This is a genomic window from Nonomuraea monospora (assembly GCF_039531895.1).
Classification (GTDB): Bacteria; Actinomycetota; Actinomycetes; order Streptosporangiales; family Streptosporangiaceae; genus Nonomuraea; species Nonomuraea monospora.
This window is the reverse complement of the sequence record NZ_BAAAQX010000033.1, coordinates 62409-84437: the sequence shown is the minus strand read 5'-3', so window position 1 is coordinate 84437 and position 22029 is coordinate 62409. Positions and strand designations below refer to the sequence as shown.

Annotated in this window: 20 protein-coding genes; 16 read left to right on the top strand and 4 right to left on the bottom strand. The window is 73.3% G+C overall.

The window, feature by feature from the left end; all coding sequences use genetic code 11:
- Positions 1–122: 122 nt before the first annotated feature.
- Positions 123–980 (bottom strand): siderophore-interacting protein, encoded by an 858-nt coding sequence (locus tag ABD331_RS44450; protein WP_344489254.1) that lies wholly within the window; start codon positions 978–980, stop codon positions 123–125.
- Between the two features lie 321 nt (positions 981–1301).
- On the opposite strand from ABD331_RS44450, the gene ABD331_RS44445 reads away from it, so the two are divergent.
- Positions 1302–2813: an MFS transporter gene (locus ABD331_RS44445; protein WP_344489251.1), complete on the top strand. Its 1512-nt coding sequence runs from the start codon at positions 1302–1304 to the stop codon at positions 2811–2813.
- On the opposite strand, the gene ABD331_RS44440 is transcribed toward ABD331_RS44445, so the two are convergent.
- Positions 2773–2943 (bottom strand): hypothetical protein, encoded by a 171-nt coding sequence (locus tag ABD331_RS44440; RefSeq protein WP_344489248.1) that lies wholly within the window; start codon positions 2941–2943, stop codon positions 2773–2775. The genes ABD331_RS44445 and ABD331_RS44440 overlap by 41 nt on opposite strands.
- 37 nt (positions 2944–2980) lie before the next feature.
- Here ABD331_RS44440 and ABD331_RS44435 point away from each other — a divergent pair, with 37 nt between their 5' ends.
- From ABD331_RS44435 to ABD331_RS44405, 7 genes are all read left to right on the top strand, one after another.
- Positions 2981–3109 (top strand): hypothetical protein, encoded by a 129-nt coding sequence (locus ABD331_RS44435; protein ID WP_344489245.1) that lies wholly within the window; start codon positions 2981–2983, stop codon positions 3107–3109.
- A 202-nt stretch (positions 3110–3311) separates the two neighbouring features.
- Positions 3312–6785: a WD40 repeat domain-containing serine/threonine protein kinase gene (locus ABD331_RS44430; protein ID WP_344489242.1), complete on the top strand. Its 3474-nt coding sequence runs from the start codon at positions 3312–3314 to the stop codon at positions 6783–6785.
- A 44-nt stretch (positions 6786–6829) separates the two neighbouring features.
- A complete protein-coding gene (locus tag ABD331_RS44425; RefSeq protein WP_344489240.1) occupies positions 6830–7402 on the top strand; it encodes a dienelactone hydrolase family protein in 573 nt (190 codons plus the stop codon).
- Positions 7403–7495: 93 nt separating this feature from the next.
- Complete coding sequence (locus ABD331_RS44420; protein WP_344489237.1) at positions 7496–8671, top strand: hypothetical protein; 1176 nt, start codon at positions 7496–7498, stop codon at positions 8669–8671.
- 196 nt (positions 8672–8867) lie between these two features.
- Complete coding sequence (locus tag ABD331_RS44415) at positions 8868–9896, top strand: sensor histidine kinase (protein ID WP_344489234.1); 1029 nt, start codon at positions 8868–8870, stop codon at positions 9894–9896.
- The gene (locus tag ABD331_RS44410; RefSeq protein WP_344489231.1) at positions 9893–10522 is read left to right on the top strand and encodes a response regulator; all 630 of its coding nucleotides are present in this window, start codon (positions 9893–9895) and stop codon (positions 10520–10522) included. The genes ABD331_RS44415 and ABD331_RS44410 overlap by 4 nt, the downstream gene beginning before the upstream one ends.
- 18 nt (positions 10523–10540) lie before the next feature.
- Positions 10541–11278, top strand: coding sequence for an enoyl-CoA hydratase/isomerase family protein (locus ABD331_RS44405; RefSeq protein WP_344489228.1), 738 nt, complete (start codon positions 10541–10543; stop codon positions 11276–11278).
- 5 nt (positions 11279–11283) lie between these two features.
- Here ABD331_RS44405 and ABD331_RS44400 read toward each other — a convergent pair whose 3' ends face one another.
- Positions 11284–12285: a hypothetical protein gene (locus tag ABD331_RS44400; protein ID WP_344489225.1), complete on the bottom strand. Its 1002-nt coding sequence runs from the start codon at positions 12283–12285 to the stop codon at positions 11284–11286.
- 32 nt (positions 12286–12317) lie between these two features.
- The gene (locus ABD331_RS44395) at positions 12318–13502 is read right to left on the bottom strand and encodes a lactonase family protein (RefSeq protein WP_344489222.1); all 1185 of its coding nucleotides are present in this window, start codon (positions 13500–13502) and stop codon (positions 12318–12320) included.
- Positions 13503–13860: 358 nt separating this feature from the next.
- Here ABD331_RS44395 and ABD331_RS44390 point away from each other — a divergent pair, with 358 nt between their 5' ends.
- Genes ABD331_RS44390 through ABD331_RS44355 form a run of 8 tightly spaced genes read left to right on the top strand, consistent with a single transcriptional unit; the run spans position 13861 to position 22002 of the window.
- Positions 13861–14667, top strand: coding sequence for an ABC transporter ATP-binding protein (locus tag ABD331_RS44390; protein ID WP_344489219.1), 807 nt, complete (start codon positions 13861–13863; stop codon positions 14665–14667).
- Positions 14668–14683: 16 nt separating this feature from the next.
- Positions 14684–15595 (top strand): SRPBCC domain-containing protein, encoded by a 912-nt coding sequence (locus ABD331_RS44385; RefSeq protein ID WP_344489216.1) that lies wholly within the window; start codon positions 14684–14686, stop codon positions 15593–15595.
- Positions 15579–16436 (top strand): HpcH/HpaI aldolase family protein, encoded by an 858-nt coding sequence (locus ABD331_RS44380; protein ID WP_344489212.1) that lies wholly within the window; start codon positions 15579–15581, stop codon positions 16434–16436. The genes ABD331_RS44385 and ABD331_RS44380 overlap by 17 nt, the downstream gene beginning before the upstream one ends.
- Entirely contained in the window at positions 16433–17449 is a 1017-nt protein-coding gene (locus tag ABD331_RS44375) for an amidohydrolase family protein (RefSeq protein WP_344489210.1), read from the top strand. The genes ABD331_RS44380 and ABD331_RS44375 overlap by 4 nt, the downstream gene beginning before the upstream one ends.
- Positions 17446–19089, top strand: a complete 1644-nt coding sequence (locus ABD331_RS44370; RefSeq protein WP_344489207.1) for a thiamine pyrophosphate-binding protein — start codon at positions 17446–17448, stop codon at positions 19087–19089. The genes ABD331_RS44375 and ABD331_RS44370 overlap by 4 nt, the downstream gene beginning before the upstream one ends.
- Positions 19089–19979 carry a substrate-binding domain-containing protein gene (locus ABD331_RS44365; RefSeq protein ID WP_344489204.1) on the top strand — a complete coding sequence of 297 codons (891 nt, stop codon included), beginning with the start codon at positions 19089–19091 and terminating at the stop codon, positions 19977–19979. The genes ABD331_RS44370 and ABD331_RS44365 overlap by 1 nt, the downstream gene beginning before the upstream one ends.
- Positions 19976–21127: a DUF3500 domain-containing protein gene (locus ABD331_RS44360; RefSeq protein WP_344489201.1), complete on the top strand. Its 1152-nt coding sequence runs from the start codon at positions 19976–19978 to the stop codon at positions 21125–21127. Before ABD331_RS44365 ends, ABD331_RS44360 begins: the two co-directional genes overlap by 4 nt.
- On the top strand, positions 21124–22002 hold the full coding sequence (locus ABD331_RS44355; protein ID WP_344489198.1) for a hypothetical protein: 879 nt from the start codon (positions 21124–21126) through the stop codon (positions 22000–22002). The genes ABD331_RS44360 and ABD331_RS44355 overlap by 4 nt, the downstream gene beginning before the upstream one ends.
- Positions 22003–22029: the final 27 nt, after the last annotated feature.

Sequence of the window (22029 nt, the reverse complement as noted above, 5' to 3'; positions counted from 1 at the left end):
ACCCAGGCCGCCAGAGGAGTGCGGTCGGCGCGAGGTGACCGTCCAGGCCGCCGGAGGGTGCGGCGGGCGGGAGGTGACCGCCCAGGCCGCCGGAGGAGTGCGGCCGGACGGTCACCGGCTCATCACGCGGGCGAGTCGCTCAGCACCTTCGCCTCTTCCTCCTCGATCCGCTGGTTCCACTCCCGCTTGGACGACTGCCAGCCGTCCTCGTCGCGCCCCAGCCGCCAGTAGCCGGAGATCGAGAGCTGCTCCATCGGCACGCCCCGCTCCACCCGCAGGTAGCGCCGCAGCTCCTTCACGAACGTCGCCTCGCCGTGCACGAACGCGTGCACCGTACCGTCCAGGAACTTGGCCTCCCGCACGGCCCGCACCAGCGCCTCGCCCACCGGGCCGCCCTGGCGGTGCAGCCACACGATCTCGGCCGCGCAGTCCGTCGGCAGCTCCTGCTCCTCGGCGGGGTCCTCCACCTCGACGAAGACCTTGGCGGTCGCGCCGGCGGGCAGCCGCTCCAGCGCGGCGGCGATGGCCGGCAGGGTGCTCTCGTCGCCGGCCAGCAGGTGCCAGTCGGCCTCGGCGCTGGGCGCGTAGGCGCCGCCGGGGCCCATGAATCGCATCACGTCACCCGGCTCGGCCTGCATCGCCCACGGCCCGGCCAGGCCCTGCGCGCCGTGGCAGACGAAGTCGATGGCCAGCTCCCGCGCCTGCGGGTCCCAGGAGCGGACGGTGTAGGTCCGCGTCGTGGGCCACTGCTCGCGGGGCAGCTCGGCGCGGATCACCCCCATGTCGAACGGCTCCGGGTACTCCACGCCTGGCACCGGGAACAGCAGTTTCACGTAGTGGTCGGTGAATTCACCCGCTTTGAACTCGGCGAGCCCCTCGCCGCCGAGCACCACGCGGATCATGTGGGGGGTGAGCTGCTCGGTGCGCAGCACCACAGAGGTGGTGCACCGAGGGGCACGCCTGGTCGATTCCGTCGCCATGGGACTCCTCCTCGCTAGATTAGGTAAGCCTAACTTAGCCGCCGACCGTCAAGTGCCCCTGCCATCTGCCCAGTTCCCAGGCGGCCCGCACACCGAGGCCGGTCCGGCGCTCGTCCGCAAACCCCTGGACGCGTCCGCGACCCGTTGCCTAGGCTCGGGGATCCAACGTGAGACTTCTGCCCGGTGAAGGAGCCCGGCGTGGGGCGCGCGTCCCCACTCCACGCCGGCGCTGGACGGTTCCAGGCGAGACCACGGGTCGGCACATCCGGACGCCGACGACCCCGGGTGGTTCGCCCCGCCGGGCGGCGAAAGGGACGCTTCATGTTTCCGGGGACCTATCGTGATCTCCTACGCACCCCTGGCGCCGCCGCCTTCTTCCTGACCGCCGCCGGCGGGCGGGTCGGCATCGCCATGACCAGCCTCGGCATCGTCTGGCTGGTGCAGCACAGGACCGGCTCCTACGGGGTGGCGGGGCTGGTGGCCGGCGGGTTCGCCGTCGCGGAGGCGGTGGCAGGGCCGCAGCTCGGACGGCTGATGGACCGCTACGGGCAGACCCGCGTACTGCCGCCCGCGCTCCTCGCCCACGCCGCGTCCGTGGTGGCGCTGCTGGTGGTGGTCGGGCCTGGGCGGGCGAACTGGGCGATGACGGTGGCGGGGGCGGCGGTGGGGGCGACCATACCGCAGCTCGGCGCACTGTCGGCGGCGCGGTGGTCGGCCCTGCTGCGGGGTGGGCGGTCAGGTGAGCTGCCTGCCGCCTTCGCGCTGGAGTCGATGGCCAACGGGATGGCTTATCTGGTCGGGCCGGTGCTGGTCAGCGCGGTGGGGGCCGGTGGGCGTCCGGCGGTCGGGTCGGTGGTGGCGGGTGGGCTGGTGGTGGCCGGTGGCCTCGCGTTCGCTGCCCAACACCGCACCGCCCCACCCCCACCCCCGGCCCCGTCCCACGGCGCGACGCCGACGCCCCATGCGACCGTGCCGCGTGAGGGGGCAGCGCGTGCGGAGGCGCCGCACGCAGAAGTACCGCGCACGCAGGCGCCGCGCACAGAAGTACCGCACGCGCAGGCGCCGCACGCAGAAGCACCGCGCACGCAGGCACCGCGCGCAGAAGTGGCGCACATGCGGGCGCGCGCAGACGCGATGCGCGCTGAAGCCGCGCAGGCGCAGGCCGCGCAGGCGCAGGCGGCGGTCGTCAGGGTTGGGGCGGAGCGGGCGGGGTGGTCGTTGTTGCGGCCCGGGTTCGTCGTGCTCGCCGCCCTCAACCTGGCCATCGGCGTGTTCTTCGGCGCCATGCAGGTCTCGGTGGCCGCCTTCGCGGTGGAGCAGGGCGTCCCCGGCGCCGCCGCCCCCTTGTACGCGGCGTCGAGCTGCGCAGGTCTGCTGGCAGGCTGGTTGTACGGCCTGCGCAGGTGGCGCGCGGAGCCGAGGGTGCAGCTGGCGGTGGGAACGGCGGCGCTGGCGCTGGCCTGCGTGCCGCTGCCGCTGGCGGGCTCGCTGCCGGGCATGGGCGTGGCGGTGGCGCTGACCGGGACGGCGATCCCGCCGATCCTGGTGATCGCGAGCGTGCTCACCGAGGCGACCGTACACCGCCACGTCCTGACGCAGGCGTTCACCTGGCTGAACTCGGCAAGCGCGGCGGGCTCGGCCATCGCGGCGGCGGCCTCGGGCCGGGCGGTGGACGCGTTCGGCGCGCACGGGGGCTTCGCGCTCGCCGCCGCGGCCACCGCCACGATGGCGGCGCTGGCCGTCCTGTACGCCTGCGCCCGCCCCACCAGGAAGCCGACCCGTCAGGACAAGTTCACCCCCTCGCCACCACGAACCCCTCGATCCACTCGTTGACGGTCACCCGCCGCTTGACGCGGACGAACCGCTCCCCGCTCTCCCTCCTGCGCAGGAAGCAGAACGCGCGTTCGTCTACGACCCTGGCACCGAGCGGGAACGCCTGGTGGAGATCGAGCGCGACTACCACAAGGTGCTCGACTGGTGCTGGCTGTACTTCAGCGACGATGCAGAGCATGCGGCTGGCCGCCGAGGCACTCGGGCTGGGCAACTGGATGCTCACGCACGGCGGCCCGTACCGGCCCGAGGTGGTCCGCGACATCGTCGGCAGCCCGGCGGTGCGGATCAGCGACTGAGCGGTGGCGGCGGCCGTGGCCTACTTCGACCACTGCGTCGAGCACTACGGCCAGTGCAGATCCGCGGGCACCTGGACGCCTGGCACTGACGCCGTGCCGGGGAACGCGCCGGCGACCCGTGGCTTGGGCTTGGGTGCTCACCGTCGGCAGCCGTTGATCATTTGGGCAGAACCTCTGCCGGGCGGCCGGCGTCTAACCCGCCGTGGATCCATTGCTGGCGGGCGACCCGCCTCGTATCGGCGGTTACTGGCTGGCGGGCCGGCTGGGCGCGGGCGGCCAGGGCGTCGTCTACGAGGCCTACGACGCGGCGGGGACCCGCGTAGCCGTGAAGGTGCTGCGCGCCGAGGCGCGTGACCGGTTCGCCAAGGAGGCGGAGGCGGCGCGCCGGGTGGCGTCGTTCTGCACGACCAAGGTGCTGGACGTCGAGCTGGGCGGCGACGCGCCGTACATCGTCAGCGAGTTCGTGCCGGGGCAGAGCCTGCGCCGGGCCGTACAGGGCGGGCGCAGGTTCACCGGCGACGACCTGCACAGGCTCGCGACCGCGGTGGCGACGGCGCTGACCGCCATCCACGACGCGGGCGTGATCCACCGCGATCTGAAGCCGGACAACGTGCTGCTCGGCCCCGACGGCCCGCGGGTGATCGACTTCGGCATCGCGCGGACCACCGACATGTCGCTGACCAGGACGGGAGAGGTGGCGGGCACGCCCAGCTACATGGCGCCCGAGGTGTTCACCGGGCAGCGGGCGGGCACCGCGGCGGACGTGTTCGCGTGGGGGGCGGTGCTGGTGTTCGCGGCGACGGGCGAGGACCCGTTCCGCGCCGACAACCTGGGCGGCGTCATGCACCGGGTGCTGTCGGCGCAGCCCGACCTGAGCATGCTGCCTGACCGGCTGGCCACGCTCGTCGCCGCGGCGCTGGAGAAGGACCCCGCCGCCCGCCCGTCCGCGCGTGACCTGCTGCTGGCGCTGGTGTCGGGCGACGGCGGGGACGTGCGCGGGCTGCTGGCGGCGGGCAGCCGTTCCGCCGCGGGCATGTACGTGCCGCAGACGGCCGACCCGGAGCTGGGCGCCATCGCCGAGGACGTCTACGCCTCCCTCCCCGCCGAGGAGCGCGATCTGGCGGCCGAGGTGTTCCTGCGCCTGGTCACCGTCACCGAGGACGGGCACGAGACGGTCCGCTGGGCGGCCGTCGAGGAGTTGACCGACGGCCGTCCCGAGATCCAGCACATCCTGGAGCGCTTCGCCTACCTGCTGACCCGGCGGGACGGCGCGGTCGCGCTCTCGCGCCCCGCGCTGCTGCGCGCCTGGCTGCGGCTACGCCTGTGGGTGGACGCCGACCGCGCCGGCCTGGCCACGCTCGCCCAGCTCTCCGCCGCCACCCGCCACTGGATCGAGCACGGCCGCAAGGACGGCGACCTGCTGCAGGGCAGCCGCCTGGAGCAGGTGCTGACCTGGGCCGCGGCGGGACGCACGCACGTCCGGCTGACCGGCGCCGAACGGTCCTTCCTGCACGCGGCGACGGCCCTGACCCGCAGGCGCACCAGGCGGCGGCGCACGGTCACGGTGGCGCTGGCCGGGCTGCTGGTGGTCTCGGCGGTGGCCGCCGGGGTGGCGTTCGTCCAGGCCAGGCGCGCCTCCGAGCAGGGCGAGGCCGTCGCCCGGCAGCGCGACCTGGCCGTCGGCCGGCAGGTCGCGGCCGAGGCGGACCGGCTGCGCACCACCGACCCGGTCGCGGCGATGCTGCTCAGCGTGACCGGCTGGCGGCTCGCGCCAGGCCCCGACACCCGGCGGAGCCTGATGGGCTCGCTGACCATGCCGGAGCGCGCGGCCTTCCGCGACCCCGCCGTCAAGGGCGTGACGGCGGCGGCCTCGGCCGTCTCCGGGCGGATCAGGGCCGTGGCCGGCGATGACGGGGTGCGCGTCTACGACGTGGCCGCCAGGCGGCAGCGCGCGTACTGGAAGTGGCCGGCCGGGTTCGCCTCGCTGCCGGGGACGGCGGCGCTCAGCCCGAGCGGCGCGACCCTCGTCGTGCTCAGCGAGAACACCATGTCCGCCTGGGACACGATGAGCGGCAGGAAGCTGCGCGAGCAGGCGGTGCCCGAGGGCACGCCGCGCCCCGACCTGGCGTTCGGCGACAACGAGGACCTGGTGAGCGTGACCCGGATGGGCTCGGTGGAGCTGCTCTGGAACGTCAGGACCGGCCGCGCCTACCGGCCGGACATGGAGGCGGGCGTGTCACCGGCCATCTCGGCGTCCGGCGAGTTCGTCGCGGGCATGGGGCTGAACGAGGGGATGAAAGTGATCCGCCTGTCCGACCTGTCGGTGGTGTCGTGGTCGCCGAAGACCTGCCACGCGATCGCGTTCTCCCCCGACAGCTCCCGCATGTACTGCGCGAACGGCGACGTCAAGGCCTGGAACACGCGCACCGGCCGCCGGATCCCCGACGAGGACGAGCCGTTCTGGGACGTGTTCGACACCGGCGCCCGCCTGTGGGCGTCGGCGGACGGGACGCGGCTGCTCGGCCTGTACCGGAACACGATCCGGGTGTGGAACGCGGGCAGCGGCGACGAGGTGTTCACCTACCACGCCGAGGGCGAGCCGGAGCAGGCCTGGATCGAGGGCGGCGGCACCGTGCGGTACCTGCTCGACCACTCGACCGTCACGCTGGGCACCGGCTCCCGCGCCCTGGCCGGCACGCTCCCCGGCCGCGCCAGGCTGATCAGCCTCGGCGACGGCCCTCTGCTGGTCACGGCCGAGCCGGACGACCGGCTGCGCACGTGGGACGGCCGCCGGCTCGGCGCGCCTCTGCCGGACTCGGCGGAGTCGGCGTCCAACGAGCTGGACCCGCAGGGCAGGCGGCTGGTGGGGGTGACGGACGACACCAGGACCTTGCGGGCGTGGGACGTCGCCACCGGGCGGACGCTGTGGAACTGGCCGGTCCCTGCGATGCAGAGCGTGGTCGCCACGGCGTTCACACCGGACGGCGGCAGGCTGGTGCTCTCGCTGGCCGAGACCAGCCAGCGCGACGCCCGCAACGAGCTGCTCGTGCTGGACGCCGCCACCGGCAAGGTGCTCAAGCGGCACCACCTCGACACGGGCACCGGCGACTTCGCCGTGGTGCACTCAGGCACCGCCGTGGTGACCACCGGCGGCAGGATGCTCGACCTGGACACCGGGCGGCTCACCGGATCCGGCTTCAACAGCGGGGAGAGCGTCGCCATCGCCGCCGCCCGCACCAAGCCGCTGGTCGCGTTCGGCTCGTCCGCCGTGCAGCTCTGGGACCACGCGCAGGGCACCGAGCTGCCGCCGCTGCTGCGCCCGGCGGGCGCCACCATGGTCTCCGACATCGCCTTCAGCTCCGACGGCACGCTCGTCGCCGCCGTCAGCAGCACGCGGCAGGAGGAGTACTCCGTGCACGTCTGGGACGTCGCCACCCGGCAGGAGGTGGCCGCCGTGCCGATCGGGTTCGGCGACGAGCTGCGCTTCAGCGCCGACGACAGCGTGCTGTACGCCGGGGTGCGCGGCTACCGGACCGTCACGACGATCCCCGTCGGCGGCGACGCGGTGGCGGCGCTCGTGTGCGAGAGCGCGGGGCGGACGCTGTCCAAGCGGGAGTGGTCCCGGTACCTGGGCGGCGTCCCCTACCGCGACCCCTGCGCGCAGCCCCACCCATGAGACCTCCACGCCCCCGGCCTGACCTCACTGGATAGGCTGCCCGCATGGCACGCGTTCTGCTCCTGCACTCGATGTACGGTCTGCGTCCGGCCGTCCACCAGGCGGCCGACCGGCTGCGGGCGGCCGGTCACGAGGTGCACGTCCCCGACCTGTACGACGGCCGGGTCGTGGACACCCCCGAGGAGGGGATCGCGATCAAGGACGAGATCGGCCGGGACGAGCTGCTGAAGCGGGCCGTGGCCGCCGCGGCCCCGCTGTCCGGCGAGCGCCTGGTCTACGCGGGCTTCTCCCTCGGCGCGGCCATCGCGCAGAACCTGGCCCTGGGCGACGAGCGGTCCCTGGGCCTGCTGCTCATGCACGGCACGTCCGACATGGCCGACGGCGTCTCCGCCGACGACCTGCCCGTCCAACTACACGTCGCCGACCCCGACACCTACGAGCCCGCGGACTGGCTGAACAGCTGGTACCTCGGCATGCGGCGGGCGCGGGCCGACGTCGAGGTCTTCCGCTACCCCGGCGTGGGCCACCTGTTCACCGACCCGGACCTGGCCGACTACGACGCCGAGGCGGCCGGGCGCGCCTGGGCCATCGCCGAGGACTTCCTCGCCGGTCTGTGATCCGCCCTTCGGCGGGGTCGCGGCCGGTCGTGCCGGCCGAGATCTGCCGAACGGCGGATGGGCGCCGTCCCCGGCCCGCACCAGGCTTGAGCCATGAGAAGAATCATGGCGTCCTGGCCCCGGTGGGCCGGGTACGCGGCGGCCGCGTGGTCGCTCGGCTATGGTGCGCTCGGGCTGTTCTGGGCGTTCGGCGGCGCCGGGTTCCCCTTCGGCAGGAGCGATCCCGACTGGGAGCCGGGGCTGTCGGTGCTGGGGGACGCGAGCCCGGAGGTGGCGGCGCCGCTGATCGCGGTGCTCGGCCTGGTGGGGGGCTTCGCGGGGGTGGCGAGCGCTCGGGGGGTGCGGTGGGGGCGGCCGGTGCTGCTCGGGTTCGCGTGGGTGGCGGCGGCCGGGCTCACCGTGGTCGTGCCGGACAACCGGGTGCTGATGGTGGTGGCTTACGCGCCGCTGCTGGCGGTGTTCCTCTTCACGGGGGTACCGGGCGGGCAGCCGATGGCCGAGCTGGTGCCGTGGTCGCGGATCAACCTGTTCGTCGTGCTGGTGGGCGGGCTGCTGTGGGCGCTGGCCGCGCTGGCCTACCAGCGGCGGACGGCGGGACGGTGCGCGGCCTGCGGGCGCGGCTCGCACGGCGCGGCGGCCTGCGGGGGCCCGCGCCGTGCGGCGGGGCTGGGCGGGAACTCGGACCGTGCGGCGGGATGGGGCGGGGGCTCGGGCCGGGTGGCAAGGTGGGCGACGCCGGAGGCGGCGCGGCGGTGGGGGGTGTGGGCGGTGGTGGTCGCGGCGGCCATCCCCGCCGGGTACGACGCCAGCCGCTTCGCCTGGGCGGCGGGCCTCCCGCTCGGGATCACCCAGGAGTTCTGGCAGTGGCTGGACGAGTCGGGGCTGCGCTGGGCCGGGCTGTTCCTCAGCCTGATGGGGCTGGGCGGGGCGATCCTCACGCTCGGGCTGGCGCAGCGCTGGGGCGAGGTGTACCCGTGGTGGATCTGGTTCAGAGCGGGCCGGCCGGTGCCGCCCATGCTGGCCGTCGTGCCCGCCTCCGTCGTGTCGGTGATCGTGTTCTCGGGAGGGCTGACGTTCTGGCGGCTGCGCATGGTGCACGACTACTCGTGGGACATGTGGGCGACCTGGGTGCCGTCGCTGCTGTGGCCGCTGTGGGGGGTGGCCCTGGCCGCCGCCACCCTCGCCTACCACCTGCGCCGCCGCGGCCGGTGCCGCTCCTGCGGACTCGGCGACCCCCTGCCCGCCCAACCGGCGGACCTCCGCGCGTAGGGCCGATGGGCGCGCGTGGCAGGCAGGTGGCACGCGCGCCGCGACCGTCGCGGGGCGCGGCTGACGGGCGCGCGTGGCCGGGGCGAGCGCAAGACCGGGCCAGCGTAAGGCGGGGGCGAGCGCGCGTGGGGGCGAGCGCGCGTGGGGGCGAGCGCGGGGGTGGGACAGGTGGCCGTGCGTGGTTAGGCTCGCGATCGTGAAGCGGGACGGCAGGGCGAGGGCCGGGGCACCCGGAGCCGCGCGGGCGGCCGGCGCGGCACGGGCGGTCGTCGGGACGGAGGCGGGCAGCGTGGCGCGGGCGGCGGTGGTGGCCGGGGGTGCGGGGGTGGTGTCGCTGGCCGTCACGCTGGCGCATCCGCTGGCCGGTTGGACGGGCGCGAACGTCGTGGCGCTGGTGGCCGAGGTGGCGGTGCTCCTGCTGCTCACCGTCCGCACCATCCGCCACTCCCCCGCCCGCCAGGCAGCCGTCTCGGCGACCCTGAGCGGCGCGGCGGTGGCGCTCATCCTGCTGCGCGCCATCTGGCCGGGCCCGCCCCAACTGGCTCTGGGCGCCTGCTCGGCCTGGGCCATGGGCGCGGTGGCGGCCACCGGGATCGGGCTCTACCTGCGCAGACTGGACGACAACCGGCGCCGCGCGGTGGAGGAGGCCACCCGGACGCAACGGCTGGGCCTGGCCCGCGACCTGCACGACTTCGTCGCCCACGACGTCAACGGCATGCTGGTGCAGGCGCAGGCCGCGCAGGTGGTGGCGGGCGCGCTGCCGGAGCCGGTGGCGGACGCGCTGCGGCGCATCGAGGACGCCGGGCAGCGGGCGCTGGCCTCGCTGGACCGTACGGTGCACGCGCTGGGTGAGCGGGGGCCGGGCGTCGAGGGGCTGGAGCGGCTGGCGGACGCGTTCTCGCCGGGTGTGCGGGTGGAGCTGACGGTGGAGGCGGCGCCGCGGCGCGAGGTGTCGTCCCTGGCCTACCGTGTGGTGACGGAGGCGCTCACCAACGTGCGCCGGCACGCGCCGCGCGCCACGGTCGTGGTGGTGGAGGTGCGTGAGGAGGGCGGGATGGTGCGGGTGCGGGTGGCGGACGACGGTGGCGGCAGCTCGCCGGGCACCAGGGCCGGCGGGGGTTTCGGGCTGGCGGGCCTGGGCGACCTGCTGAAGGCGCGCGGCGGAAGGCTGACGGCGGGGCCGCACGGTGGTGGCTGGCAGGTCGTGGCGGAGATCCCGGCATGACGACGCGGATCCTGCTCGCCGACGACCAGGAGGACGTGCGGATCGGCTTCCGGCTGATCCTCAACGCCCAGCCGGACATGACCGTCGTCGGCGAGGCGTCCGACGGTACGCGAGCCATCGAGCTGGCCCGCCACCTGACCCCCGACGTGGTCCTCGCCGACATCCGGATGCCGGGCGGCGTGGACGGCCTGGAGGTGACCAGACGGCTGGCCGCCGAGACCAGGGTGATCGTGGTGACGACGTTCGACCTGGACGAGTACGTCCACACCGCCCTGGGGCACGGCGCCTGCGGCTTCCTGCTGAAACGTTCGGGCCCCGCCCTGCTGGTGGAGGCCGTCCGGGCGGCGATGGCGGGCGACACCCTGATCAGCCCGCAGGTGACCGTACGCCTGCTCAAGGCCCTGAACCACCGCCCGCCGCCCCCGCTGGACGACCCGCTCACCACCCGCGAGCTGGAGATCGCCCGGCTGGTGGCGCGGGGGCACACCAACGCCCGCATCGCGGCCGAGCTGACCATCAGCGCGGGCACCGTGAAGACGCACGTCGCCCACATCCAGCGCAAGGTGGGGGCCGCCAACCGGGTGGGCATCGCCGCCTGGGCCTGGAGCAGCGGCCAGGTGACCTGACGAGGGAGAGGACCTCAGATGATCGAGACAGCCGACCACGGCGGCATCGCCGTGCTGACCCTGGCCAACGGCCCGGTGAACGTCCTGGACCTGGAGCTGCTGAGCGCCGTTCCCGAGGTGCTGGCCTCGGTGGCCGACGCCCGCGCGGTGGTGGTGACGGGCGGCGGCCGGGCGTTCTCGGCGGGCGTGGACCTGAAGCGGATCGTGGAGGGCGGTCCCGGTTACGTCGAGAAGTTCCTGCCGGCGCTGAGCGAGGCGGTGCTGGCGCTGTTCGGGCATCCGAAGCCGGTGGTGGCCGCCGTGAACGGGCACGCGCTGGCGGGCGGGTGCGTGCTGGCGGCGGCCTGCGACGTGCGGCTGATGTCGGGCGGCACGATCGGGCTGACCGAGCTGGCGGCCGGGGTGCCGTTTCCGACGGTGCCGCTGGAGGTGATGCGGCACGCGGTCGGCCCGGCGCTGGACACGATGGTGCTCAGGGCGGAGCGGCTGCCGGCCGGGCGGGCGGCGGAGATCGGGCTGGTGCACGAGGTGGTGGAGCCCGACCGGCTGGTGACGGAGGCGCTGCGGCGCGCGGAGGAGCTGTGCGCGGTGCCGTCCGACGTGTACGCCTTCTCCAAGCGCCAGCTCCACACGCCCGCCCTCGAACGGGTCCGCGCGTTCCAGGCGTCGGACGACGTCGAGGTGCTGAGGATGTGGAGCTCGGAGCGTACGATGGCGACCTTGCGCGGCTACCTGGCCTCCCTGCGCCGCCCCTGACGGGCTCAGTACGTGATGAACCCGTACAGCGCCAGGTGGTTCGACCTGGTGCCGCTCACCGTGTGGCCGACGCTCGACGACCGCACGGCGCCCTTGACGAACAGGTAGTCGATCTTCTTGGCGCCCATGGTGGCCTTGGTCCCGTAGCCGGTCATGCCGAAGCCGCTGAGCGTGGCGGGGGCGATGCCGGCGCGGTTGGCGTCGACGCCGATGACGCGGATGGTCGAGGCGTTCATCAGGCTGGTGGCGTCGGCGCCGACGTGGATGCCGGAGCCGCCGATGCCGGTGTCGCCGTCTCCGGCGCAGGCGTTGGCGCCGTTCTGCTCGGGCAGGTGCATGGTGGCGGCGAAGACGGACGTGCCCGTCGCCTTGATGGTGAAGCGCGCCGCGATGGCGCTGGTGCGCTTCCACTTGTGGGTGTTGGCGGCGCTGGCGTCGTTGCTCGGCGGCTTGTACAGCGTGCAGCCGGCGCCGCCGTCGTAGGCGGTGCCGGGCTTGAGCCAGCCCGCGCTCCAGTACTTGGAGGTGTCGCCGAGGCTGAGCGTCCTGGTGTTGTAGAGGATGGCGTTGGTCTGCTTCTTCTTCAGGTCGCCGAGGTCCTGCTGGCTGCAGTGGTGGCTGCCGCCCCACGGCTCGGGGTCGTCCCAGGCGACGATCGCCTGGTACGTGCCCGCCGCGTAGCCGAACTTGGCCGAGAGCTGGTCGGCGTAGGCGCCGGCCTGGCCCGTGCCGCGTACCTGCTGGACGATGAGCAGGTCGGGGGCCTGCACGCCGGAGGTGCCGGTCGCGCCGTTGTCGTCGACCAGCATGGAGCGCAGGTGGTCGGGGCCCGAGACGCGGGTGCAGGTGCCGTCGGCGTTGTTGAACACCAGATTTTCGAGGTTGTTGCTGTAGACCCGTAAGACGCGGTCGGCGGCGGCTGCGGGCGCCGCCGGCGCGAGGGCGGTGGTGGCGAGCGCGGCGGCGGTCACGGCCGCCGCGCCGGATGATCGCAGACTCAGTGGCATGCTGGCAGGGTAACGATCATCCTCCGGTGCGCCTAGGCGAACGTGACGCAATCCGGGTTCGGCACGGCCATGGACGTGCCCGTGTCGGTCAGCCTGCCGGAGCGCGGGTCGAGCGCGAACAGGTTGACGGTGCTGCTGACCTGGTTCGCCACGAACATCCACCGGTTGCTCCGGTGGATGGTGAAGCTCCACGGCGACGTCCCGCCGCAGGGCACGCGCTGGACGAGCGTGAGCCGGCCGGTCCTGCGGTCGGCGGCGAACACGACGATCGTGTGCTCGCCCCGGTTGGAGGCGTAGACGAAGCGGCCGTCGCGGCTCATGCCCAGCTCGGCCCCGCTCTTGGCGCCGGTGTACTCGGGCGAGTCGGTGGACAGGCTCTGCACCTGCGTGATCTCCCCGGTCCTGGGGTTCCAGCCGAGGACCTGGAGGTCGGCGGTCAGCTCGTTCAGCAGGTAGAGGGTGCGGCCGTTGGGGTGGAAGCACAGGCGGCGCGGGCCTGAGCCGGGGTTGACCGCGTAGGCGACCGGGCCGGGGGTCAGGACGCGGGTGGCGCGGTCGAAGCGGTAGGCGAACACGCGGTCGGCGCCGAAGTCGGCGACCAGCGCGTACCTGCCGGTCGGGTCCACGACCACGTGGTGCGGGTGCGGGCCCGCCTGGCGCGGGTGCGGGCCCGAGCCGGTGTCGACCACGATGGACGCCGGGGAGCCGAGCCCGCCGTCGCGCACGATCGGCAGGGCGGCGGTCAGGCCGGCGGCGAAGTTCGCCGCCAGGACGGTGCCCGAGTGCCGGTCGACGCCGATGTACGACAGGCCGCCCGCGGTGCCCGCGCTGTCCGTCGTCACCTTGCCGATCAGGGCGAGCGCGCCGCTGGTCCTGTCGATCGTGAACGCGGAGACGGTGCCGCCGGCGTCGCCACTGCCGACGTACAGGACGGGCTTGGACGGGTGTTTGGCCTGCCAGCTCGAGTTGACCTGCGCGACGACGCCGAGCGACGTCAGGGTGGCGTCGCCCGCGTCGAAGCGGGCGCCGTTCACCTGGGTGCCACGCCAGGTGCCGATGTAGAGCAGCTCCGGCCGGGAGCCGGTCTGCGCTCTCGCGGCGCGCGCGCCGGTGAGCGTCGCCGCGACGGCAGACGCCGCCAGCGCGCCCAGCACCTTCCTGCGGGAGGGCCGCCAGGCCGGCGAGGTGTCGGTCTCAGGGTGTTCAAGGTCCCACATGGTGCGATGGCCTCTCTGTCCGCGAGGAACACGGTCATGAGAGCGCCGGACACCAACCACGTAGTGCCACAGTCTGAGGCCGCCCAGGGCTGATCGTCTAGTACCGATGGCGATTGTTGGACAATCAGGTTTCTCACAGGATGCGGAGTCTTGCGGTTATGAGTCGCCGCTGTTACGTTTCGTTCATCGCTTGTCGGACAATCCTTCAGTCACGAAGCAGGCGAGCGGATCGGCGTGGGAACGCCAGACGCACCAACCACGAACCAACGCATCAGCGACTGTGCGCACGGGTGTCGCCACCACCCGGACATACGCACACAAACTTCCCTACCGCCGCTTCCGGCGGTCAAGGAGGCACATGTTGTCCAACGACCATCTCGCCCCCCAACCGGACGCACTTCGTTTCGAGCACGTGACCCTGGAGTTCCCCGGAGCTCACCGGCCCGCCATCGAGGACGTGTCGTTCCAGGTCGGGCGCGGCAAGTTCGTCGCGGTGATCGGGCCCAGCGGGTGCGGCAAGAGCACCATCCTGAACCTGGCCGCGGGGCTGCTCTTCCCGACGCAGGGGGACGTGCACTTCGACGGCGAGCGGGTCACCGGGGTGAACTCCGAGGCCGCGTACGTCACCCAGCAGGCCAACCTGCTCCCCTGGCTCAGCGTGAAAGCCAACATCGGCCTGGCGCTGAAGTTCCGCAAGGTCCCCAAGGAGGAGCGCGACGCGCGGATCGACCACTGGATCAAGGTGGTCGGGCTCACCGGGTTCGAGAACCACTTCCCGCGTGAGCTGTCCGGCGGCATGCAGAAGCGCGTCGCCATCGCGCGGGCGCTCATCTACGACCCGTCGATCGTGCTGATGGACGAGCCCTTCGGCCCCCTGGACGCCATCACCCGGCTCCGGCTCCAGCAGGACCTGCTCAACCTGTGGGAGGAGCAGAACGGCACGCTCGTCTTCGTCACCCACGACCTCAACGAGGCCATCTACCTGGCCGACGAGGTGGTCGTGATGTCAGAGGGGCCCGGACGGATCCGCCGCGTGCTGCCCGTCCCGTTCGAACGGCCGCGCAAGATCAGCTCGCTCGTCGACTCCCGCGAGTTCGCCGAGCTCTACAACGACCTCTGGAGCCTGTTCAGCTCCGAGCCCGCGACCTCGGACGCGACGGCGTGAGGCGAGGGCGGCAACCTTGATATCGATCACTGAGGAGATCGCCGTCCCGAGCCCCCGCTCTCGCGTGTGGGAGGTCATCTCGGACCCGGCGCAGGTCGTGTCCTGCATCGGCGGCGCCGAGCTGGGGGCGGCCCACGAGGACGGCTCGTTCGACGGGACGCTGGTCGTCAAGTTCGGCGCGGTGCGGGTGAAGTTCGCCGCCCGGGTGACGCTGGAGCTGACCCCTGACGAGTTCGAGGGGCGGCTGTCGGCGCGCGGGCGGGACGGGCAGCGGGCCACCCGGTTCACCGCGGACGCCACCTTCCGGGTGGTGGAAGGGGCCGATGGGGCGCGGGTGGCGGTGAGCGGGGAGATCAGCATCAACGGCAAGCTCGCCGGGCTGGTCGAGTCGGGGGCGGGCGCCGTGGTCACGCGGATGACCAGGGAGTTCTCCGACCGGCTCATCCAGCACTGCGCCACCCCCACCACCACCGACGCGGCGGCCACGGCCGGCGCGCCCCCCAATGCAGGCACGGCCGCAGGCACCGCCGCAACCACAGACGCAGGCGCAAGCACAGGCGCTGGTGCTGGTGCTGGTGCTGGCGCGGGTGCGGGTGCGGGTGCAAGCGCAGGCACGGCCGCAGGCGCTGGTGCTGGTGCGGGTGCAGGCGCGGGCACCGCCGCAGGCGCGGGCGCAGGCACCGCCGCAGGCGCAGGCGCAGGCACCGCCGCAGGCGCAGGCGCAGGCGCAGGCGCAGGCGCAGGCGCAGGCACCACCGCAGGCGCAGGCGCGGGTGCGGGCACCGCCAAGGGGGCGGCGCCGTTGCCCGGCGGGTTGTTCGGGCGGTTGCGCGCCTGGTGGGCGCGGCTGAGGCGGCGGCGCCACCCAGCACAAATGACCATCCACCAGTCGAAGGAGGCGGGCACAGGCAATGCCCAGGCTCAATAGGGTGATCGACGGCCTGGCGGCGGGACGGCACGTCTTCGCGTCCTTCGCCGCCGCCGACCCGTCGGTGGCCGTCGAGTTCAGCACGGCCGGCTACGACGGCCTGATCTTCGAGGCCGAGCACAAGCCGTGGGACGTCATAGCGCTGCGCGACAGCCTGCAGTACCTGCTGAACCGCCGCCAGATCTTCCAGTCCGACAGCCTGGCGGCCAGCGTCACCCCGCTGGTGCGCATCCCGGCCAACGGCGGCGAGAAGGCGCAGTGGCACGCCAAGCAGGCGCTGGACCTGGGCGCGTACGGCATCGTGTGGCCGCACGTCACCTCGGTGGAGGAGGCGTACAACGCGGTGGCGGCCTGCCGCTACCCGCGCCTGCCGGGCACCGAGCGTTACGAGCCGGCGGGCGTGCGGGGCGACAGCCCGGCGGCGGCGGCCCGCTACTGGGGCGTGTCGAACCAGGAGTACTACGCCAGGAGCGACGTCTGGCCGCTCGACCCGGACGGCGAGATCCTCGTCGGCCTGATGATCGAGAGCCAGCGCGGCGTGGAGAACCTGCCGGACATCCTCGACCAGGTCCCCGGCATCGGCCTGGTGCTGCCCGGCGAGGGCGACCTGAGCCAGGAGCTGGGCGTGCCCCGCCAGTACGACCATCCGCGCGTGATGGAGGCCAAGCGCCGCATCCTCGACGTCTGCGGCGAGCGGGGCGTGGCCGTCGGCCATCCGCATGTCACCGCCGACAACGTCAAGCAGGTGCTGGACGACGGCTACCGGTTCCTGATGTCGGCCCCGGTGCGCTCGTACCCGGGCCTGGACCTGGGCCGCACCCTCACCAGGAGTGATTCATGATCATCGACTGTCACGGTCATTTCACCACCGCGCCGCCCGCGCTCGGCCGGTGGCGGCAGCGGCAGATCGAGGCGTTCGAGTCGACGGGGGCGCGCGTCTCCCCTGACGAGCTGAGCATCGGCGACGACGAGATCCGTGCCGCCATCGAGAACGGCCAGCTCAAGCTGCAGCGCGAGCGCGGCACCGACGTCACGATCTTCTCCCCCGGCGCGGGCAAGATGGCCCACCACTACGGCGACGAGCGGACCAGCCTGGACTGGTCGCGGGTCAGCAACGACCTGATCGCCCGGGTGTGCGGGCTGTTCCCCGGCCGGTTCGTCGGGGCCTGCCAGCTTCCGCAGTCGCCGGGCGACGCCCTGCCCGCCTCGATCGGCAACAGCGTCGCCGAGCTGGAGCGGTGCGTCGAGGAGCTGGGGTTCGTCGGCTGCCTGCTCAACCCCGACCCCTCCGACGGGCACTGGCAGGCGCCGCCGCTGACGGACCGGGTCTACTACCCGCTCTACGAGAAGCTGGTCGAGCTGGACGTGCCCGCGATGATCCACGTCGCGATGTCGCGCAACCCCGCGCTGCAGGGCACCTGCGCCCACTACCTGAACGGCGACACCGCGGTCTTCATGCAGCTCTGCATGTCCGATCTGTTCGTCGACTTCCCGACGCTGAAGTTGATCATCCCGCACGGCGGCGGCGCGGTGCCGTACCACTGGGGCCGCTATCGCGGGTTCATGATCGACCAGGGCCGGCCGCCGCTGGAGGAGGCGGTGCTGAACAACGTCTTCTTCGACACCTGCGTCTACCACCGGCGCGGCATGGAGCTGCTGCTGGACGTCATCCCGCAGGAGAACATCCTGTTCGCCTCGGAGATGATCGGCGCCGTCCGCGCCGTGGACCCCGAGACCGGGCGGCGGTTCGACGACACGAAGTACGTGCTGGACTCCATCGGCACGGCGGACGAGGCGATCTACGGCGGCAACGCGCTGCGCGTGTTCGGCCGGCTTGAAGGAGCTCTGAAATGAAGGTCTACGAGGCTCTGGCCCAGGCGTTCGTCGCGGAGGGCACCAGCGACGTGTTCGGCATGATGGGCGACGCCAACATGCACTGGATGAACGCCCTGGCCCAGCGGGGCGTGCGGCTGTTCGAGGTGCGGCACGAGGGCTCCGGCCTGGGCATGGCCGACGGGTGGGCGCGGGCGAAGGGGCAGCCGGGCGTCGTGACGACGACCAGCGGGCCGGGCACCGCGCAGCTCGCCACGTCGATGATCGTGGCCAGCCGGGCGCGTACGCCGCTGGTGGCCTTCTGCGGCGAGACGCCGTGGGGCGACCAGGGCGCCGTGCAGTACCTGGACCAGCGGCGCTTCGCCGCCGCGATCGAGTGCGGGTTCGTGCACGTGTCGCGGGCCGACCTCGCGGCGGAAGCCGTGCAGAAGGCGTTCTACCTGGCCAGGACCGAGTCCCGGCCGATCATGGTCAGCGCGCCGATCGACGTGCAGAAGCAGGAGTGCGAGGAGCTCGACGACTACGTGCCCTCCACCGCCCTCATCCCGCGGGTGTGCTCGCTGCCCGACCCGGCCGCCGTCGAGCGGGCCCGCGACATCATCCGGTCGAGCAAGCGCGTGGTCATCATCGCCGGGCGCGGGGCCCGCCGCGCGGACGCCGGCGAGCAGATCCTGCGCCTCCAGGAGCAGACCGGCGCCCTGCTGGCCACCACCCTCCAGGCGAAGAACTGGCTGTGCGGCGACAGCGACTACCACGTGGGCATCGCCGGCCTGTACGGCAACAAGGTCGCGATGGAGCTGCTGCAGGAGGCCGACTGCGTGATCGCGGTGGGCGCCAGCCTGAACCACTACACGATCGAGCACGGCTACCTGTTCCCCGACGCCCGATACGTCCAGATCGACACGGCTCCGCACCTGGTCATGGGCAACGGCGCGGTGGCCGACGCCTACCTCAGGGCCGACGCGGTCACCGGCCTCACCCAGCTCAGCCAGGCGCTGGACGGCCGGATCGAGGGCTACCACACGGCGGAGGTGCTGCACCGGCTGACCGCCCCGCTGGTCGCGCCCGCGGAGTTCCGCGGTGAGCCGGGCCGGATGGACCCGCGCGAGGTGATCCACGTCCTGGACGAGGAGATCCCCGCCGAGATCGGCCTGGTGCTGGGCAGCGGGCACCAGACGGACTTCGGCACCATGCTCTTCCAGCGCTCCCGCGACGTGCTGTCGAACTACGGCATGTTCGGCGCCATCGGCCAGGCCCCGCTGCTGACCATCGGGTCGATCGTGGCCAACGGCAACAGGCCGGCCTTCGTGGTGGAGGGCGACGCCAGTTTCCTGATGCACCTGCCGGAGTTCGAGACGGCCTGCCGGTACGGCATCCCGATCCTGGTCGTCGTCATGAACGACGAGGGGCTCGGCGCCGAGTTCCACAAGGCGGCGGCGGCCGGGCTGGACCCTGAGCTGGCGCTGATCCCGACACCCGAGCTGGGCCCGGTCGCGGTGGCGCTGGGCGGCGGCGGGGCCACGGTCAGGACGGCGGGCGAGCTGCGCGCCGCCCTCGCGGAGTACGTGCGCGCGCCCCGCCCGACCGTGATCGACGTGCGCATCAGCCGCGGCGTGATGAGCGTCCCGTATCGCCGCCTCCTGCACGGCGAGGACGTGTGATGACCGCGCTCACCGTCCAACTCGGCGACTACCCGCACACGCGGCCGCTCAAGGCGGGAACGATCCCCGTCGAGGGCGTGACCTGCCGGTTCACCGAGACGGCGCCCCTGCACAGGGCGTTCGCCCGCATGGTCCGCGACCTGGAGTTCGACGTCTGCGAGCTGGCCCTGGCGACCTACCTCCAGGCCCGCGAGGCGGGCGTGCCGATCACCCTGCTGCCCGTGGTGCTGATCGGCGGCACTCACCACGGCTCGCTCACCCGCCTGCCGGACGGCCCGGCGCTCGCGCCGGCCGACCTGGCGGGCAGGCGCGTCGGGGTGCGGGCCTACAGCCAGACCACGGGCCTGTGGGTACGCGGCATCCTGCGCGAGGAGTACGGCCTGGAGTCCTCGGACGTCACCTGGGTCACCACGGAAGAGCCGCACGTGCGCCAGTATCGGGAGCCTGCGTACGTGACCCGCTCGTCGGCCGGCCGGGTCGCCGACCTGCTGCGGGACGGCGACGTCGCCGCCGCCGTGCTGGGCCCCCGGGCGATCGGCGGCCAGGGCGAGGGCCTCGTCCCGGTCATCCAGGACGCGGACGCGGCGGCGCGGGCCTACGTGGAGCGCCACGGCTTCGTCCCGGCCAACCACGTGGTCGTCGTCCGCGACGACGTGCTGCGCGCCGCCCCCGGCGCGGTGCGCGCCCTCTACCACGCGCTGACGGAGGCGATCGACGCCACCGCGGCCGGCCGCGACGACTCGCCCGCCGGGCGCGCGGTCGCCGCGGGCTGGAGCGAGGAGCTGGCCGGCTGCCTGGCCCTCGCCTCCCGGTACGCCCTCGAACAGGAGCTGGTGCGCTCGCCCATCGACGTCGGCGCGATCGAGAAGGAAACGGACCTCTTGCGATGACGGGACTGCGACAGCGGGGCCACGCCCCCACCAGGAAACCGGCCGAGTTCACGCCGGAACTGCTGGCGAAGATCGACTGGCGGCGGCGCGCGGCCGACGAGCCGTTCCGCGGCGTCGCCACCTCCGAGGGCGTGCGGCCGGGCCTGTTCCCGCTGCGCACCACCGGCCTGGACGTGGCCGGCGTGCGGCGGACGGCCGAGGACTACCTGGCCGCGCTGACTCCGCGGGAGCTGGCGCAGGGCAGGTTCGGCATGGACGACGTGACCTGGCGGCACTGGGCGAACGGCGCCCGCTACTTCCTGCGCCACGGGCTGTGCCTGGAGGACCTCGACCAGGCCAAGCGTGACAGGGCGCTGGCCCTCGTCCGCGACAGCCTCAGCGCGTACGGATACACGCAGGTCATCGACATGATGCGGCTCAACCTGACGATCGGCGAGCTGCGCGGCGAGGAGCACCTGCTCAACGAGTGGATGTACTGGTTCAGCGTCTACGGCTCGCCGGAGAAGGGCCGCCCGTGGGGCTGGCAGCTCGACGGCCACCACGTCTGCGTCAACTGCGTGTTCGTCGGCGACCAGATGGTGCTCACGCCGTCGTTCCTCGGCGCGGAGCCGGTGGTCGCCGAGTCCGGCAGGTACGCGGGCACCACCGCGTTCCGCCGCGAGGAGGCCGTCGGCGAGCGGCTCTTCCACAGCCTGACCGGCGAGCAGCGCGACCGCGCGGTGATCGCCGAGGAGATGCCGCCCGACCTGTTCGCCGGCGCGTTCCGCGACAACTTCGAGCTGAACTACGCGGGCCTGCCCCTGGGCGAGCTGAGCGGGCCGCAGCGGGCGATCGCCGCCGACCTGATCGGCCTGTACGTGAACAGGGCCCGCGACGACCAGGCCGCCGTCCGGATGGAGGAGGTCCTCGCGCATGAGCGGGAGACGTACTTCTCCTGGATCGGCGACGTGAACGACGTCTTCTACTACCGGATCCACAGCCCGGTGATCCTCATCGAGTTCGAGCACCAGGCCGGCGTCATGTTCGACAACGACACGCCGACGCGGCGGCACATCCACACCGTGGTCCGCACGCCGAACGGCGGCGACTACGGCATCGACCTGCTGCGCCGGCACCACGAACGGTTCCACCCGAGGGAGAGCAAGTGAAGTTCGTTCTGGGCCGAGACGACCTCGCGGACGCCGTGCGGGCGGCCGCGCGCGGGACCGGCACGCAGGCGGAGCGGCTGGACGTGCGCCCGGTGAACAGGGCCGCCCGCCCCATGATCGCCGAGTCGTCGGCGGACCTGTGCGAGCTGCCGATCGTGACGCTGCTGCAGGCCGTCGCGCACGGGCGGCCGGTGCTGCTGCTCCCGGTCACCGCGCTCGGCCGCTTCCAGCACCAGACGCTGGTGACCTGCGGCGACCTGACGGTGGACGACGTCGAGGGCCGCACCGTGGGCATCCGCTCGTGGAGCCAGACCACCGGCGTCTGGGTGCGCGGGTTCCTCAGCGAGCAGTTCGGCGTGGACCTGCGCAAGGTCGACTGGGTCGTGTACGAGGGCGGCCACGTGGACGGCCAGGCGGACCCGTCGTGGGTGCGCCGCGCGCCGGAGGGCGCCCGCCTCCAGGCGGACTTCCTGGAGGGCCGCGTCGACTTCGGGATCATGGGCAACGAGCTGCCGTCGGACGACCGCGTCCGCACCGCGATCCCCGACCCCGCGACGGTCGCCACGGCCTGGTCGAAGGACAAGGGGTTCGTCCCGGTCAATCACGTGGTGGGCGTCGGCGAGCGGGCGGCGGGCGCGTACTCGGCGGCGATCCTCGCGGCGTACGACGCGATGCGCGACGTACTGGCCGCCACCCCTCGCAACGGTCCCGTGGACATGAACCCGGTCGGCTTCGAGGCGCTGCGCGGGCCGGTGACGCAGGCGGCGGCGTACGCGCTGGAGCAGGACGCGCTGCCCCGGCCGGTGGACTTCGACGAGCTGGTCGCGCGTTCCTGCGCGGCGCTCGGCGTCCCGCCGTCCCGCCTGGGCGGCTGAGGCCGGATGGCCGGCGATCGGGGGCCG

What these genes read in the sequence shown, in the direction of transcription:
- ABD331_RS44435 (WP_344489245.1), top strand. Translation starts at nt 2,981, where the DNA reads ATGCAGAGCATGCGGCTGGCCGCCGAGGCACTCGGGCTGGGCAACTGG.
- ABD331_RS44380 (WP_344489212.1), top strand. Translation starts at nt 15,579, where the DNA reads ATGCCCAGGCTCAATAGGGTGATCGACGGCCTGGCGGCGGGACGGCAC.
- ABD331_RS44395 (WP_344489222.1), bottom strand. Translation starts at nt 13,502, where the DNA reads ATGTGGGACCTTGAACACCCTGAGACCGACACCTCGCCGGCCTGGCGG.
- ABD331_RS44450 (WP_344489254.1), bottom strand. Translation starts at nt 980, where the DNA reads ATGGCGACGGAATCGACCAGGCGTGCCCCTCGGTGCACCACCTCTGTG.
- ABD331_RS44405 (WP_344489228.1), top strand. Translation starts at nt 10,541, where the DNA reads ATGATCGAGACAGCCGACCACGGCGGCATCGCCGTGCTGACCCTGGCC.
- ABD331_RS44370 (WP_344489207.1), top strand. Translation starts at nt 17,446, where the DNA reads ATGAAGGTCTACGAGGCTCTGGCCCAGGCGTTCGTCGCGGAGGGCACC.
- ABD331_RS44445 (WP_344489251.1), top strand. Translation starts at nt 1,302, where the DNA reads ATGTTTCCGGGGACCTATCGTGATCTCCTACGCACCCCTGGCGCCGCC.
- ABD331_RS44410 (WP_344489231.1), top strand. Translation starts at nt 9,893, where the DNA reads ATGACGACGCGGATCCTGCTCGCCGACGACCAGGAGGACGTGCGGATC.
- ABD331_RS44365 (WP_344489204.1), top strand. Translation starts at nt 19,089, where the DNA reads ATGACCGCGCTCACCGTCCAACTCGGCGACTACCCGCACACGCGGCCG.
- ABD331_RS44360 (WP_344489201.1), top strand. Translation starts at nt 19,976, where the DNA reads ATGACGGGACTGCGACAGCGGGGCCACGCCCCCACCAGGAAACCGGCC.
- ABD331_RS44425 (WP_344489240.1), top strand. Translation starts at nt 6,830, where the DNA reads ATGGCACGCGTTCTGCTCCTGCACTCGATGTACGGTCTGCGTCCGGCC.
- ABD331_RS44390 (WP_344489219.1), top strand. Translation starts at nt 13,861, where the DNA reads ATGTTGTCCAACGACCATCTCGCCCCCCAACCGGACGCACTTCGTTTC.
- ABD331_RS44375 (WP_344489210.1), top strand. Translation starts at nt 16,433, where the DNA reads ATGATCATCGACTGTCACGGTCATTTCACCACCGCGCCGCCCGCGCTC.
- ABD331_RS44420 (WP_344489237.1), top strand. Translation starts at nt 7,496, where the DNA reads ATGAGAAGAATCATGGCGTCCTGGCCCCGGTGGGCCGGGTACGCGGCG.
- ABD331_RS44400 (WP_344489225.1), bottom strand. Translation starts at nt 12,285, where the DNA reads ATGCCACTGAGTCTGCGATCATCCGGCGCGGCGGCCGTGACCGCCGCC.